The sequence below is a fragment of the Burkholderia sp. GW821-FHT14F03 genome (genome assembly GCF_058803765.1).
Genome location: NZ_JBXAPG010000005.1, coordinates 90,531 through 104,979, shown reverse-complemented (window position 1 = coordinate 104,979; position 14,449 = coordinate 90,531). Strand labels below are relative to the sequence as shown.

The following is a 14,449-nucleotide window of genomic DNA, read 5'->3' as shown; positions in this document are numbered from 1 at the left end:
GGACCCGACCGGTCCGCGCAGATTGTCATGAGCAAGGTTATCCTCAATGCACTCACCGCCTGCCTGGCTGGCGTAGCGTGGCTGGCTCCCGCGCCATGCCGTGCCTATGCATTGGATACGCAACTCGTCTGCTCGACCAATGCACACGCGTTCATCTCGCTCCTACTGGCGCGCGGCTATATCGACCCCGCTCCGATGCGGGTCGAACAGAATTCGGTCAACGCGTTTCGACTGACGCACGGCACCGTGCTGACTGTGTTCGGCTTCGAGGTCTATGCGGTGTTCGCCTACGAACGAGGAGACGCACTGTTCAAGTCGGGCAGCGGGCAGCCTCTGCCCGGTTCGATCTATGGCGCCGTCGTCAAGGCCCCGATCGAATCCGTGGAAGCGCATTTTCATCTTGCCGGCAGCCAGGCTGTTGCGCGTCAGGTCATTCCATTCGTCCTGACGGCCGTCACTTGCGCAAGCCCCTGATCTGCCCTTTGGAGCCTTTCATGATGAACACGAACACCGAGGAAACCTGCCGGTGCGTCGGCGGTCCGCTGCATCGCCATCCGTTCCCGGTCATCGGCGTGGCGGTCGGCCTGACCTACCGCCTCAGCGGTGACTTCTTGAACGATCCGGCGCGCACCGCCGACTATGAGCGCAAGCCGCTTACGCGGCCGACGGCCGAGGGCCTGCAAATGCGCGAATTCTTCGTGCTCAACACGCTGACCGACGCCGACGCCCTGATGGAGACGTTGGCGGACCCCGATACATTTTGGAACTAGACCCGGCCACCCGTGGGAGCCCCGCATGCACGCGGACCTTGCTGAACGGATCGCCGCCGGCCAGGTTGCCCAAGAATCGTCGTCCTGCACGAAGCGCCGTCCGTCGCCTCTCCGCGCTCCTGCCCTCGCCAATCCGTGCGGCAACGTACCGACTTGCCGCCCTGGCGCGCGCATTTTGGTAGATGCCACCTGCACGGAAGGCGCGTGCTGACGAATGATGAATGGACACCCTCCCGGACGCGAGAGGCAGCGGCTCGGCAACTGCGCGCGAACGCGCGTGCGGCCGACGACCGCATGCCCGCAAGTCCCCCGCGTGATGGCACAAGCGGTGGCCGTAAAGATCCGCACGCCCGGACAACGCATCTCCGAGAGCCGGAAACGGCTTGGCATGCGTTTTCGGCTCGTTCTCCGATGTATCCACACAGAGCAGTTCAACCTCTGCGCTCTCAAACAGAACGTAGAGCCGTCACTACAAGGCGGATGTCGAGGCCGGCGAAACGCCGGCTTTCGGCGTTGCCGGCCCCCGTGGTGTTGCGACGACGTGGCTGGGAGTGGCGACCCGTTCCGTCGCGCGTAACCTGGATCGATGCAATGAAAACGTGATGATCGCGGCTCTCCCGATCACGATGCCCCACATTGCGCTTGTCATCTTTCCATCCTCCGACTGCAATAAGGAAATTGCACGTCGCATGCCTCGTGGGCATTGACGTTCGGACTGCCGGTATCACTCGGACATCCTGCAGTCGGGGGCGCTACGAGTCGGTACGGCGCAGGACACTGTTCGCTGTGTCGGAAAACGAGAGGCCCAATCGTTTGGGCCGATTCTATCCAAGGCACACATCGCCCGGCTTTATTGAGCAACTGGTTGGGGTTGGGGCGCGGCGGTAGGGCTGACGAACGACTGAAAAAGGAGAATAACGGCCAGATGGCGTGTCGGTGCGGTAGCGCTGAGCGATGGGGACAGGCACGTTGCGGTATGACAACGCGGTCCTTTATCCGACGTGGCCGTCGCAATTGAGCGGGCTCAACCTGCGCAAGGCTCGGGAAGGCCGCCCGATGCCGCTACGATGGGGTGATAGGCTTGAGCAGCGACAACGCTTCCCGCGCCGCAGATACTCGATCTCGGACTGCACGGGAGAGAGGCTGGCGCGTGTCCGTCACCGGGCCTTCGCGCACCTGCTGCCGCGGCAACGTGCGGCGCCGCCATTCGCTCACGGGCGTTTCGTTGGCACCCGGGCGTGACCGGCCCATCTGCGCAAACCGGGCGGAGCAATTCAGGAAGTCGATCATCGAACTGAGAATCAGGATCGTGGCGCCACGTTCCTTGCTCGTCTCGCAGGTGAGGTTCATCGCGCGCAACGGCTGCGCACCCGGATGGCTTTCATGCACTTATGCAGCCTCGACGAACTTGCTGGTCATTCATGTCTGAACCGATTCGCATGGAATTCCAGCGGCGAACCTGTGGCTCATGAAAGCAAATATCGATTCTGCGGACCCTGGACATACTGTTTCTGCGCGATTGCGAGAACCGTGTCGCGAAACTCGTCAAAAACGACAAGCACCGAGCGTTCGTCGGATCCCATGCCAGGACGCAGGTTTCTGAGTACGGCGTCGTCCACCATGAAGCTGATTTCGCGTGAATTGTCGTACCCCCAGAAACACACGCAATGTCGCGAGGCATCGTAGCTACGGCTTGGATTGGGAAAAATAAGCATCTTGGTCAGTTTTACGAATCAGTTTTTCACATCGACATCGAAGCGTAGCGTCGTCGCGGGACGATGTTGAAAAAAGCGCCACAGGATCCGGATTCTGATCGTGGGGCGCCGCTGCTATTGTGGTGTCACTGACGCTTCGACGCTTCCTTCTTCAGTTTCTTCGCCTCCTTCTTTTCCTTCGGCGTCTTGACTGCAACTTTCTTATCCGATTTTCTGGCGTCGTGGGCTTTGCTCATGATTCCCTCCTTCTATAGAACTTTCACTGAGTACGCCGTGACGCATTTTGCGACGTGGGCGCAGACCAATCCAATCTGTCGCGAGGCGGTTGCGATTGGTATCGCGCATCTGGCGATCGATACCTCGACCCGGATGTCAAGAATGCTGCGAGGCGGGCCGACACTTGCTGGGCGTAGCATACATCCATCACGGGCATGAGCGGAGGCAACGATCGCTTTCCACGCGTTGCGCGGCGGATTTCGTTTGTTGACAGCTGCGCTGCCCCCTGCATCATCGTGTGGAAGCTCAAGCGTGCATGGAGCGCGGCTGCACGCCGCGGGGGGGCCCACTGCGCTCCGCGCTGCGCATTCCGGCTCATGTCGTGAGCCGACTTCGGGATCCCGCCTCGAATTCAACGGAAGACCGCGGAAAGTACGTGGGAGAGTGGGGGCAATCAGGTGGCTGCTTCCGGAAGCGTGGCTTTAAGTATAGTCCGTTGCGTGCGATAACCGTGCCAAATTTTCGTCCGCTCCGTCGAGGTCGAACTCGCGGTCGAGTTGGTCGCACTGGAACCGGCTTACGAAAATCATCCTGGGCGTCGCCGCTCGGGGCGATGAACATCAGCCACGAAACGACGAAAGAGCGCGGCGCGACGCACCTGATCCCCGGCTCGATGATCGACAGTTCGAATGCCTTGCCGGCTTCTGCGGTTGCCACATGCGGACGCGATCTTCATCCGGGCCGCTCGATCCGCCGGTTGACCGGACGGACTGCACGAATCCCCACCGGAAGACTGTTCACCAGCGTACCGACTCTCCGGCGCGCCGCGGGGCACGATGACGCTCGTGGTGTTTGTCTGCCGGGAGAGGCTCATGGAATATCCGATCTATATCACGCGACGCGGAAATCCCCGCTATCACGGCAGGCTGGCGGATTTTCCCGAAGTCATCGTGGAAGGCGATACCTATGGTGAATTACAGGCGGTCGCCGTGCAGCGGGTCATGGCCCGCTATGACCGGTGCTCGCGTCTCATTCCACCGCCCACCTTGGATCTGTCGGTCTTGCAGGCATCGGCGCTCGACACCGGCGACGGTATCTGGCGCTTCGTCGAGCTCGACCTGACCCGGATGACGTCGAGCACCATACGAATCGAGTTGTGCTTGCCGGAGCGTATCGTGCGCGACATCGATCGAACGGCGATCGCGTTGCATACGACGCGCGACGTGGTCGTGTCGATGCTGTGCGCCCACTGCACGGGCCGGTCCGCGCAGCGGGGCAGGTCACCGGCGGCGATGTCGCTGTCGCCCGCGCTGTGACGGCCCGAGCATGTCGCGGCGCGGTCGTCCGCGGGTCGCGACCGGCGCCGATCCGCGTTGCCGGATAGAAGAGACCGCCCTGATCCGCGGCCCGCGGATCGGAATCAAGCCGAGCTTCGCCCATCCCGCATGTCCGTCGACGCCCTGGTGTCGAGGATATGTCGCGCGACGGATCGCGGCATTCAGGGAGAAGCTGTGTCGAAGAATCACGTAGCGCGCGGTGCACGTCACCGAACCTCGCCGTGGAGCAATGCCCGGCCGATTCGCGAGGAATTCTTCGGCGAGGAAAGACTGGCGCAGCATGGGGCCAGCCTGGCCCACGCGCAAAAGATCTCGCCCGGCCCGGCCTCCGGCCCCTCGCTTGCCACACGGTTGAAGGACAACGCAGATCATCTGCTGAAGGCCTACCGCAACACGGTGGCCGCAGATGCGCGCGGCGAGGAAATCATGCCCGCGGCGGAGTGGCTGCTCGACAACTACTATCTGGTCGCGGAACAGGTGCGGCAGATCCGCGACGATCTTTCCCCGCGTTACTACCGGCAACTGCCCAAGCTCAGTGGTGGGCCGTTCGCCGGCTATCCGCGCGTGTTCGGGATCAGTTGGGCCTTCGTCGCCCATACCGACAGCCGTTTCGATCCAGATGCCCTGTGCCGCTTCATACTGGCCTATCAGGCCGTGGAGCCGCTGACGATCGGCGAGCTATGGGCGGTGGCGATCACGCTGCGGATCGTGCTGATCGAAAACCTGCGGCGGCTCGCGGACCAGATCATCGACGATCGGCGCGCGAGGATCGACGCCGACGCGCTTGCGGATCGCCTGCTCGGCGAGGGCGGCCAGACGCGGCAGGACGCGGGACCGCTGGTCGCCCGCTACGAGCAGGCGGTATCGCACGATGCGTTCGCGGTGCAGCTGATCCAGCGGCTGCACGACCATGATCCGGCCGTCGCGCCGGCGCTGGCGTGGCTGCATCGGCACCTGGCTGCGCGCGGGGCGACCCCGGACCAGATCGTCGCGTCCGTCAATCACCAGCAAGGCGCCGCGAGCCTGACCGTGCGCAACGTGATCACCAGCATGCGGCTGATTTCGGGGGTGGACTGGACTGATCTGTTCGAGCGCATCAGCCTCGTCGATCAGGTGCTGCGCAGCCACCCCGGATTCGCGCAGATGGATTTCCCCACGCGCAACCTGTATCGCGACGCGGTCGAGGCATTGGCGCGCGGCGCGCCCGTCAGCGAGCTGGAGGTTGCCCGTCGCGTCGTCGCCGAGGCGGCGGCGCAGGGCGCGAACCCCGCGCCGGCCGACGGTGCGCCGCCGCGCCGCGAGTCCGACCCGGGGTATGCCCTGCTGGCAGGCGGCCGCGCCGCGCTCGAAGCCGCGATCGGCTATCGTCCGCCCGTGGCGTCATGGTTGCGGCGCCTGACGCGTCGCGCCGGCCTCGGCGGTTATCTCGGGCGGATCGGACTGCTTGCCGCGCTCATGCTGGCGGGCATGCTGGCGTGGCTCACCCGCATCGAGCCGACCGGTCACTGGCTGATCTGGCTCGGCCTCGCCGGGCTGCTGCCCGCACTCGATGCCGCGGTGGCGTTCGTCAATCGCGGCGTGATGCGGGATGTCGGCGCGCGCATCCTGCCTGGCCTCGCGCTGCTCGACGGCATTCCGCCGGATTTGCGCACCATGGTCGCGGTGCCGGCGTTGTTGACGACGGAAGCGGCGCTCGCCGAGCAGATCGAACACCTGGAAATCCATCATCTGGCGAGCCCTGACGGAGCGCTCTACTTCGCTCTGCTCTCCGACTGGACGGATGCGCCCACGCCGCATCTCGACAGCGACGACGGGCTGCTGGCGGTCGCGATAGCGGGCATCGAGCGGCTGAATCGCCTCTATCCGGCGGCGCCGGACGAAGGCGAGCGATTTCTGCTGCTGCATCGTCGGCGCGGCTGGAACGCCGGCGAACGATGCTGGATGGGCTGGGAGCGCAAGCGCGGCAAGCTGCACGAGCTGAACCGGCTGCTGCGCGGCGCGTCGGACACCTCGTTCATCGCGCTGGCTGGCCGACCGCCGCGCGTGCCGCCGGACGTGCGCTACGTGATCACGCTCGATGCCGATACCCGGCTGCTGCGCGATACCGTGCGCCGCCTGATCGGCAAGATGGCGCACCCGCTCAACCGGCCGGCATTCGATCCGGCGAGCCGCCGCATCGTCGACGGCTATGGCGTGCTCCAGCCGCGCGTGACCTCGTCGCTCGCGAGCGGCGACGAAGGGTCGCTGTTCCAGCGCGTGTCGTCGAGCGCGCACGGCATCGATCCTTATGTGTCGGCCGTATCGGATGTCTATCAGGATCTGTTCGACGAAGGCTCCTATGCGGGCAAGGGCATCTACGACGTCGATGCGTTCGAGGCGGTGCTCGCCGGCCGCGTGCCGGAGAACACGGTGCTCAGTCACGATCTGTTCGAAGGTATTTTCGCGCGGGCCGGGCTGGCGTCGGACATCGAGGTCGTCGAGGCCGCGCCGTCCCGCTACGACGTCGCGGCGGGACGCCTGCACCGCTGGGCGCGCGGCGACTGGCAACTGTTCCCGTGGCTGGCCTTCGGTCACGGCGCGCTGCCGGCCGTCGGTCGCTGGAAGATGATGGACAACCTGCGCCGCACGCTCACGGCGCCCGCCATGTTCGTTGCGCTGCTGGCCGGCTGGTGTCTGCCGCTGCCCGTGTCGCTGGCCTGGAGCGCGTTCGTGCTGGTGACGATCGCGCTGCCGCTGTTGTTGCCCGTGTTGAGCGGACTGGTGCCGCGCTGGCGGCGCACGCACGTCAAGATGACCACGCGCAGCGTGCTCTATGCGTGGGCGGCGGAGCTGAGGTTCGCGTCGACGCGGTTCGGCTTGTCGATCGTCATGCTGCCGCAGCAGGCGTGGTCGATGATCGACGCGATCGCGCGCACGCTGTTTCGCGTGGGGATCAGCCGCCGGCATCTGCTCGAATGGACCACGGCGGCCGAAGCCGGCGCGCGCGACCGGCGCGCCCTCGCGTCGACCTATCTGCAGATGCGCAGCGGCGTCGCGCTCGCGCTGCTGGGCGCGGCTGTCTCGCTCGCCGTGAACTGGCGCCTCGATCGGCCTGGCGGCTGGCTGGCCGTTCCGTTCGCGCTGGTCTGGCTGGCTGCGCCGGCGATCGCGTACTGGCTGAGCCGCGCGCCGAGGCCGGCGGGCGAACTGGCCGTGACGCCGCGTGATGCGCGCCAGCTGCGGCATGATGCACGCCGGACCTGGCGTTACTTCGAGACGTTCGTGACGGCCGACGATCAGATGCTGCCGCCGGACAATTTCCAGGAGGATCCAAAGCCCGTCGTCGCGCACCGGACCTCGCCGACCAATCTCGGGCTGTATCTGCTGTCCGCCGTCAGCGCCCGCGAGTTCGGCTGGCTCGGCACGCTGGACGCGGCGTCGCGGCTGGAGGCGACCCTCGCAACGATGCAGCGGCTGCCGCGCTACCGCGGGCATTTCTACAACTGGTACGACACGCGCGATTTGCGACCTCTCGAACCGAAGTACGTGTCGTCGGTCGACAGCGGCAATCTCGCCGGCCATCTGATCGCGCTCGGCAACGGTTGCCGCGCATGGGCGGACCAGCCGGGCGGCGTGGGACGGCAGGCAGTGTGCGACGGGATCGGCGACACGCTCGCGTTGCTGCGCGAGGCGCTGTACCGGGGCGATGCCGCCCGGACGGCCTTGCACGGCGAATTCGAGCGGGCCGCGACCGAGCTGGAGGAGACGCTCATCGCGGCGGCCGCGGAGGACGGCGCGCTGGATTGGCCCGCGATCATGATGCTGGCCGCGACCGTTGCCGATGTCGCGCGTGCGCTGATGGACGAGATCAGCCGGGAGCGAAGCGGCGATGTCGAGGACGTGCTGTTCTGGGCGCAGGCGCTCGAGCACGCGGTGCAGGGGCACAATTTCGACGCCGTGCGCACGCGGGACGACACGCAGGTGCTGAACAAGCGTCTGCATGCGCTGGCCGATGCCGCGCTGCAGATGGCCTCTGCGATGGAATTCGGATTCCTGCTCGATCCGGTGCGGAACCTGCTGTCGATCGGTTATGCGGTGGCGGACGGACGGCTCGATCCCGGCAACTACGATCTGCTGGGATCGGAAGCGCGCCTGGCGAGCTTCGTCGCGATCGCGAAGGGGGATGTGCCGGCGCGGCACTGGTTCCGGCTCGGCCGTCTGGCGACGCCGATCGGACATCGCGCGGCGCTGATCTCATGGTCGGGATCGATGTTCGAATACCTGATGCCCTCGCTGGTGATGCGCGCACCGGCCAGCAGCCTGCTTGCGCGCACCAATCATCTGGTGGTGCACCGGCAGATCGCGTATGCCGACAGCCTGCGCCTGCCGTGGGGCATGTCCGAGTCGGCCTACAACGCGCGCGACATCGAGCTGACCTATCAGTACTCGAGCTTCGGCGTGCCCGACCTGGGGCTCAAGCGCGATCTCGGCCAGCATCTCGTGATCGCGCCTTATGCGACCGCGCTCGCGGCGATGGTCGCGCCGGACGCCGCTGCGCGCAACTTCGAGCGGTTGCGCGCCGCCGGCGCGTGCGGACGCTTCGGCTTCTACGAAGCGCTCGACTACACGCCTGCACGCGTGCCGGAAGGGCTGTCGGTTGCCGTCGTGCGAGCCTTCATGGCGCATCACCAGGGTATGTCGATCGTGTCGATCGCGAATGCGCTGCTCGGCGGGCGCATCCGCGCGTTCTTCCATAGCGAGCCGGCCGTCCGCGCAACCGAGCTGCTGCTGCAGGAGCGGGTGCCGAGCCGGGTCGCGGTGGGGCGGCCGCGGGTCGACGCGAACCCTGCCGGCAGGGTGCGCGGCGTCGAATCCGCCGTTGCGCGGCGCCTGCTGTCGGCGGACGATCCCGCGCCCGTCACGCATCTGCTGTCCAACGGACGCTACGCCGTGATGCTCACGGCCGCGGGTTCCGGTTACAGCCGCCGCGACGACCTGGCCGTCACGCGCTGGCGGGAAGACGCGACGCGAGACGATTGGGGCAGTTATCTGTATTTGCGCGATGTCGACAGCGGTGAGGTCTGGTCGGCCGCATGGCAACCCACCGGCGTGGTGCCGGACAGCTACGAAGCCACCTTCACCGAGGATCGCGCGGAGTTCGTCCGTCGCGACGGCAGCCTGACGACGTCGCTCGAGGTGGTGGTGTCCGCCGAGGACGATGCGGAGGTGCGGCGGGTTTCGGTGGCCAACGCGGGCGCCCGGGCCCGCGTCATTGAAGTGACCTCCTATGCGGAAATCGTGCTCGCGCCGGCCGCCGCCGACCACGCGCACCCGGCCTTCTCGAAGCTGTTCATCGAGACCGAATACGTGCCGGCCTCCGGCGCCATCCTGGCGACGCGGCGCCGGCGCGCGCCGAACGAGGCGGAGGTCTGGGCCGCGCATCTGGCGGTGAGCGCCGGCGAAATCGTCGGCGCGGAAGAATTCGACACCGATCGCATGCGTTTCATCGGGCGCGGGCGCAGCGTGCGTCTGCCGCTCGCGATGGATGAGTCGCGCGTGCTGGGCGCGTCCGAAGGCACGGTGCTGGATGCGGCGTTCATGTTGCGCCGGCGGTTGCGCATCGAGCCGGGCGCGAAGGCGAGCATCGCCTATTGGACCATCGTCGCGGATTCGCGCGCGCAACTGCTCGATCTGGTCGACAAGCATCGCGACGGCGAATCGTTTTCACGCGCGGCGATGCTCGCCTGGACCCAGGCCCAGGTGCAGTTGCGGCACAGCGCGGTGAGCCTCGACGAGGCCGCGCTGTTCCAGCAGCTGGCCGGCTACATGCTGTACAGCGATCCGTCGATGCGGCCGAATTCCGCCGCGCTGCTGCGCCATGCGGCGGCCGTGTCGGCGGCCGGCGGCGTGGGGGCGTCGCCGCTCTGGGCGCACGGCGTGTCGGGAGACCTGCCGATCCTGCTGGTCCGGATCGACGATATCGAGCATATCGCGATCGTTCGGCAGTTGATCCGCGCGCACGAGTACTGGCGGATGAAGCGGCTCGCGGTCGATCTGGTGATCGTCAACGAGCGTGCGGCATCGTATGTGCAGGATCTGCAGGCCGCGCTCGAAGGGCTGGTGCGAACCCGGCAGCCGCGCGACGAAGCCGGGCGCGGCAGTATTTTCGTGCTGCGCGCGGACCTGATGGCCGCGGCGGCGCGGGCATTGTTCCCGGCCGCGGCGCGCGCCGTGCTCGCCGCGCGCAACGGCCGGCTGGTGGATCAGTTGCGCCGCCTCGCGAATGTGCCGCTGCCCGCCCGTCCGGAGGCGGCGCGCGTGCCGCAGTCGCCGCGCGCGTTGCCGCCGCCCAAGGGCGCGCCGGCCGGCGCCGGTCTCGAATACTTCAACGGCATCGGTGGTTTCGCGCGCGACGGCCGCGAATACGTCGTGATCCTGCCGCCCGGTCAATGCACACCGATGCCGTGGGTCAACGTCATCGCGAATCCATCGTGCGGTTTCATGACGTCGGCGGAGGGGGGTGGTTATACGTGGGTGACGAACAGCCGCGAGCATCCGCTGACGCCGTGGTCGAACGACCCGGTCACCGATCCGCCCGGCGAGGCGTTCTATGTCCGCGACGACGAGACCGGTCTGCGCTGGGGGCCGCAGGCCAGCCCGTTCCGCGACGACACGTCGGGCGTCACTGCGTCGGGCGTCGAGATGTCGGGCGGCGCGTCTTACGTGGCGAGTCATGGCCAGGGTTACAGCCGCTTCACGCATACCGCCGCCGACATCGTCACCGAATTGCTGCAGTTCGTGCCGTTGGCCGATTCCGTGAAGATCTCCCGCCTGACCTTGCGCAACGTGTCGGAGCGGACCCGCCGGCTGTCCGTCGCGACCTATGCGGAATGGGCGCTGGGCGCGTCGCGCAGCGTGGCGGCGCCGCACACCGCGAGCGAGCTGGATGCGGCCACCGGCGCGCTGTTCGCCCGCAACGACTGGAGCCAGGCGTATCGCGGCCGGGTGGCGTTCGCCGACCTGGGTGGCCTGCAAACCTCCTGGAGCGCGGACCGGCGCGAGTTCATCGGCCGCAACGGCGTGCTGAGCGATCCCGCCGGTTTTCCGGACCGGATCGGTGCGCCGCCCCTGTCGGGCCGGGTCGGCGCGGGTCTCGATCCATGCGCCGCGTTGCTGACCACCGTCGATCTCGAGCCCGGCGGCACCGCGGAAATCGTGATGCTGCTCGGCGAGGGAAGCGATGCGGCGGCGGCGCGCAAGTTGATCACTCAGTACCGCCGCGCGGATCTCGACGCGGTATTTGCCGCCGTCACGGCGTTCTGGGACGAGACGCTCGGCGCGATCCGGGTCGAGACGCCGGATCGCGCGATGGACCTGATGCTGAACCGCTGGCTGCTGTATCAGACCCTGTCGAGCCGGATCTGGGCGCGGGCGGGTTTCTATCAGGCCAGCGGCGCGTACGGGTTCCGCGATCAGCTGCAGGACGGCATGGCCCTGGCGATCGCCCGCCCGGCCCTGACGCGCGAGCACTTGCTGCGGGCGGCGGCGCGTCAGTTTCCGGAGGGCGACATGCAGCATTGGTGGCTGCCGGAAAGCGGCAGCGGCGTGCGGACCCGGATCTCCGACGACCGGGTATGGCTGGCCCATGCGGTCGCGCACTATGTCGGCGTCAGCGGCGACCGGGCGGTTCTCGATGCGTCGATTCCCTTCATCGACGGTCGGCCGCTCGCGGCCGACGAGCAGGACGCGTTCTTTATCCCGGGCATTTCGGAAACCAGCGCATCGCTGTTCGAGCATTGCGCGCGTGGGCTGGAGCAGAGCCTCGCGCACTTCGGCGAACATGGCCTGCCGCTGATCGGCACCGGCGACTGGAATGACGGCATGAATCGGGTTGGCGAGGCCGGGCGCGGCGAAAGCGTCTGGCTCGGCTGGTTCCTGCATGCCACGCTCACGGCGTTCGCGCCGCTCGCCGCGGCGCGCGGCGCGGCAGACCCGGCGCGCCGCTGGCTGGCGCGCGCCGCCGCGTTGCGCGACGCGCTGGCCGTGGCGGGATGGGATGGCGAGTGGTATCGGCGCGGCTACTTCGACGACGGCACGCCGCTCGGCTCGGCCAGCAGCGCCGACTGCGCAATCGACGCGATCGCGCAGTCGTGGAGCGTGCTGTCGGGCGCGGCCGACCCGGCGCGCGCCGCGCGCGCGATGAATGCGCTGGACGCGCAGCTGATCCGCCGCGCCGATGGGCTGGCCTTGCTGTTCACGCCGCCGTTCGACCAGGCGCCGGTCGATCCCGGCTATATAAAGAGCTATCCGCCGGGCGTCCGTGAAAACGGCGGCCAGTATACGCATGCGGCCACCTGGTCGGTGCTCGCATTCGCGCAGATGGGCGACGGCGATCGCGCCGCGGGCGTGTTCGCGCTGCTCAATCCGGTCAATCGCAGCCACACGCGCAGCGGCGTGCATCGTTACCGGGTGGAACCGTATGTGGTCGCGGCCGATGTGTATTCTGTCGCGCCGCACGTCGGCCGCGGCGGATGGACCTGGTACACCGGCTCGGCGGGATGGCTGTACCGCGCGGGCATCGAAGGTCTGCTCGGATTGCGCAAGCAGGGCGACACGCTGTCCATCCAGCCCTGCATCCCGCGATCCTGGCCGGGCTTCAAGGCGATGCTGCGTCATGGGGCGGCGCACTACGACATCGTCGTCGAGAACCCGGAGGTGGTCAGCGGCGGCGTGTTGCGCATCGTCGTCGACGGCATGCCGCTCACCGCCGGCGCATCGGCCGTCCGACTCGTGGACGACGGCCGGCGGCACAGCGTCGTCGTGACGCTGGGGGCGGCCCAGGCCGTGTTGCAGTGAGCCTGTGGAAGGCGCGAGGTGCGGGCGGCGCGGAGATCGTGGGGAGCGGTCGCGGATGCGTCAGCCTCGATGCCGTTGGTGTCGCAGTCACCCTGTCCCGGCCGGAGGGCCGTCCGGCACGCAGGGTGCGCAGCCCCTTGCGAATCCGGCGGAGGATGGTCAGCCGGGGTTCGCGTCATGGTTTCCCCGGCGGATGACAGGTTAGCCGCCCGTCGCGTCGAAGCCGCCGTGATGGACGGATCAGATTGCCGTCGGCGCGATTTTTCCGTCGACGATGTCCTTGCCGAACTGCATGGCCAGATCGAGGGCGAGCGCGGCCGTCTGAGGCTCGCCGTCCTGGAAGAGGGTGACGTAACGCGGCGCGGTCGCGGAAGTGGGCGGAATCATGTCGATTCGCACGATCGAGCCGAAACGTGGCGGGCCCGGTGCGTGAGGATCGCCGAATGGCGGGAATCGCTTTTGCGAGTACGCGCGGAGCTCGTGTCCGTGATACTCGAGCGTGGGGATGGTCATGATGTGCTCCTGATGGGATAACGGTCGTCGATGTCCGGGGATCCGGCGGCGGCGAGGTCGCGGACCGGATGCGCGGCGTGATCAGTCCGGCGGGTACGCCATGCCCCAGCGCTTTCTCGATTCGGTGATCCGTTGCTTCGTTATCCGAAGCCGTTCTTGATCGCTCGGAGGCGCGTGCGCCGGCTTGTCGGGGGCAGCGGGCATGCCGTCGTCCGTCGCGCTGTCCTGCTCGTACCTGTGGCGCTGTTGTCTGGCGTTGACCTTGTGCTTGGGGGTGTTCATGTGCCGGCTCCCATGAGTTCGGGGTTCGTGCGCGCGGTGGTGGCAGATTCGCATGCACGACGACTCAGCATGGCCCGGCGCAGAGAGAAAGTCGGTACGATGCCGCGCAGTGCGGGCGCCGGTCATGCCGAGCCGTTGGCCGCGCCGTGCGTGTGCGGCGCAGGGCCGTTCTCTCATCGCGCCCGAACCTTCGCCGAATGAAGCGCGTCAGGTCGGATGGGCCGGATGCACGGATTTGAACTACCTGCCAGACGGATTCCCCGGATCCGCCTGCCGTGCCGATGTTCCTGTCGATCTTCATCGCGGGCGCGCGCCCGGCGTCCCATGCATGGCGTACGATCCGACGTCGAGGCCGCGCGTCGTATCGGACGGCGCTTACAGGTCGGGAAACGGATTGCCGTGTCTCGTGGCCACTGTCTGGGGGCGCGTGACTAGGTTGGCCGACAGCCAGGTCGACGCCTTGCTCAGGCGTTCCGCCATGCAGTCCTGGCCCAATTCGCATATCAGGAGACGGTCGTCCGGCGCCATCGCCGTCGAAAAGGCCTGCGACAACTGGCGGGCGGTGCGGCTCGTGTTGAGCACAACGAATGCGCCCATCTGGTGAAGATGGACGAATGCGTATTCGCCGCCGGAGGCCTGGGAAGCGATGTCGCGGATTCTGGCGTGCTGCTCGGTCGGCGCGCCGATGAAAATGCTGACGAGATAGCTGGCTTTCTGGAGCATGGGCGTTTCACCTTGAGCATGGACAAAGCCTTGCCGGGATCGTGACGGGAAGCGGTAC

Annotated in this window: 9 protein-coding genes; 4 read left to right on the top strand and 5 right to left on the bottom strand. The window is 67.2% G+C overall.

The annotated features are described in order from the left end of the window. Positions 1-27 precede the first annotated feature (27 nt). Positions 28-474, top strand: a complete 447-nt coding sequence (locus tag AC1RQF_RS05390; protein WP_273998839.1) for a hypothetical protein — start codon at positions 28-30, stop codon at positions 472-474. A 20-nt stretch (positions 475-494) separates the two neighbouring features. Then, positions 495-770, top strand: coding sequence for a hypothetical protein (locus AC1RQF_RS05385; RefSeq protein ID WP_492871481.1), 276 nt, complete (start codon positions 495-497; stop codon positions 768-770). A 1,062-nt stretch (positions 771-1,832) separates the two neighbouring features. Here AC1RQF_RS05385 and AC1RQF_RS05380 read toward each other — a convergent pair. Together AC1RQF_RS05380 and AC1RQF_RS05375 are read right to left on the bottom strand one after the other, a co-directional pair. Beyond that, positions 1,833-2,159, bottom strand: a complete 327-nt coding sequence (locus AC1RQF_RS05380) for a hypothetical protein (protein ID WP_443111531.1) — start codon at positions 2,157-2,159, stop codon at positions 1,833-1,835. A gap of 77 nt (positions 2,160-2,236) precedes the next feature. Then, positions 2,237-2,485, bottom strand: a complete 249-nt coding sequence (locus AC1RQF_RS05375) for a DUF1488 family protein (protein WP_273998838.1) — start codon at positions 2,483-2,485, stop codon at positions 2,237-2,239. Between the two features lie 1,088 nt (positions 2,486-3,573). Between AC1RQF_RS05375 and AC1RQF_RS05370 the strand changes: the two genes are divergently transcribed. Next, the gene (locus AC1RQF_RS05370) at positions 3,574-4,017 is read left to right on the top strand and encodes a type II toxin-antitoxin system HicB family antitoxin (protein WP_273998837.1); all 444 of its coding nucleotides are present in this window, start codon (positions 3,574-3,576) and stop codon (positions 4,015-4,017) included. Between the two features lie 195 nt (positions 4,018-4,212). Then, the gene (locus AC1RQF_RS05365; protein ID WP_492871480.1) at positions 4,213-12,873 is read left to right on the top strand and encodes a glycoside hydrolase family 94 protein; all 8,661 of its coding nucleotides are present in this window, start codon (positions 4,213-4,215) and stop codon (positions 12,871-12,873) included. A gap of 240 nt (positions 12,874-13,113) precedes the next feature. Here AC1RQF_RS05365 and AC1RQF_RS05360 read toward each other — a convergent pair whose 3' ends face one another. The 3 genes from AC1RQF_RS05360 to AC1RQF_RS05350 all read right to left on the bottom strand — a co-directional run bounded on the left by AC1RQF_RS05360 (position 13,114) and on the right by AC1RQF_RS05350 (position 14,391). Continuing rightward, positions 13,114-13,386 (bottom strand): hypothetical protein, encoded by a 273-nt coding sequence (locus AC1RQF_RS05360; RefSeq protein ID WP_273998836.1) that lies wholly within the window; start codon positions 13,384-13,386, stop codon positions 13,114-13,116. 81 nt (positions 13,387-13,467) lie between these two features. Then, positions 13,468-13,668, bottom strand: a complete 201-nt coding sequence (locus AC1RQF_RS05355) for a hypothetical protein (RefSeq protein WP_273998835.1) — start codon at positions 13,666-13,668, stop codon at positions 13,468-13,470. Between the two features lie 375 nt (positions 13,669-14,043). Then, positions 14,044-14,391, bottom strand: coding sequence for a hypothetical protein (locus AC1RQF_RS05350; RefSeq protein WP_492871479.1), 348 nt, complete (start codon positions 14,389-14,391; stop codon positions 14,044-14,046). Positions 14,392-14,449: the final 58 nt, after the last annotated feature.

Bases quoted from the DNA above. Each gene is read 5' to 3' on its own strand.
- AC1RQF_RS05370 (WP_273998837.1), top strand. From the start codon at position 3,574: ATGGAATATCCGATCTATATCACGCGACGCGGAAATCCCCGCTATCAC.
- AC1RQF_RS05350 (WP_492871479.1), bottom strand. From the start codon at position 14,391: ATGCTCCAGAAAGCCAGCTATCTCGTCAGCATTTTCATCGGCGCGCCG.
- AC1RQF_RS05390 (WP_273998839.1), top strand. From the start codon at position 28: ATGAGCAAGGTTATCCTCAATGCACTCACCGCCTGCCTGGCTGGCGTA.
- AC1RQF_RS05355 (WP_273998835.1), bottom strand. From the start codon at position 13,668: ATGAACACCCCCAAGCACAAGGTCAACGCCAGACAACAGCGCCACAGG.
- AC1RQF_RS05360 (WP_273998836.1), bottom strand. From the start codon at position 13,386: ATGACCATCCCCACGCTCGAGTATCACGGACACGAGCTCCGCGCGTAC.
- AC1RQF_RS05375 (WP_273998838.1), bottom strand. From the start codon at position 2,485: ATGCTTATTTTTCCCAATCCAAGCCGTAGCTACGATGCCTCGCGACAT.
- AC1RQF_RS05385 (WP_492871481.1), top strand. From the start codon at position 495: ATGATGAACACGAACACCGAGGAAACCTGCCGGTGCGTCGGCGGTCCG.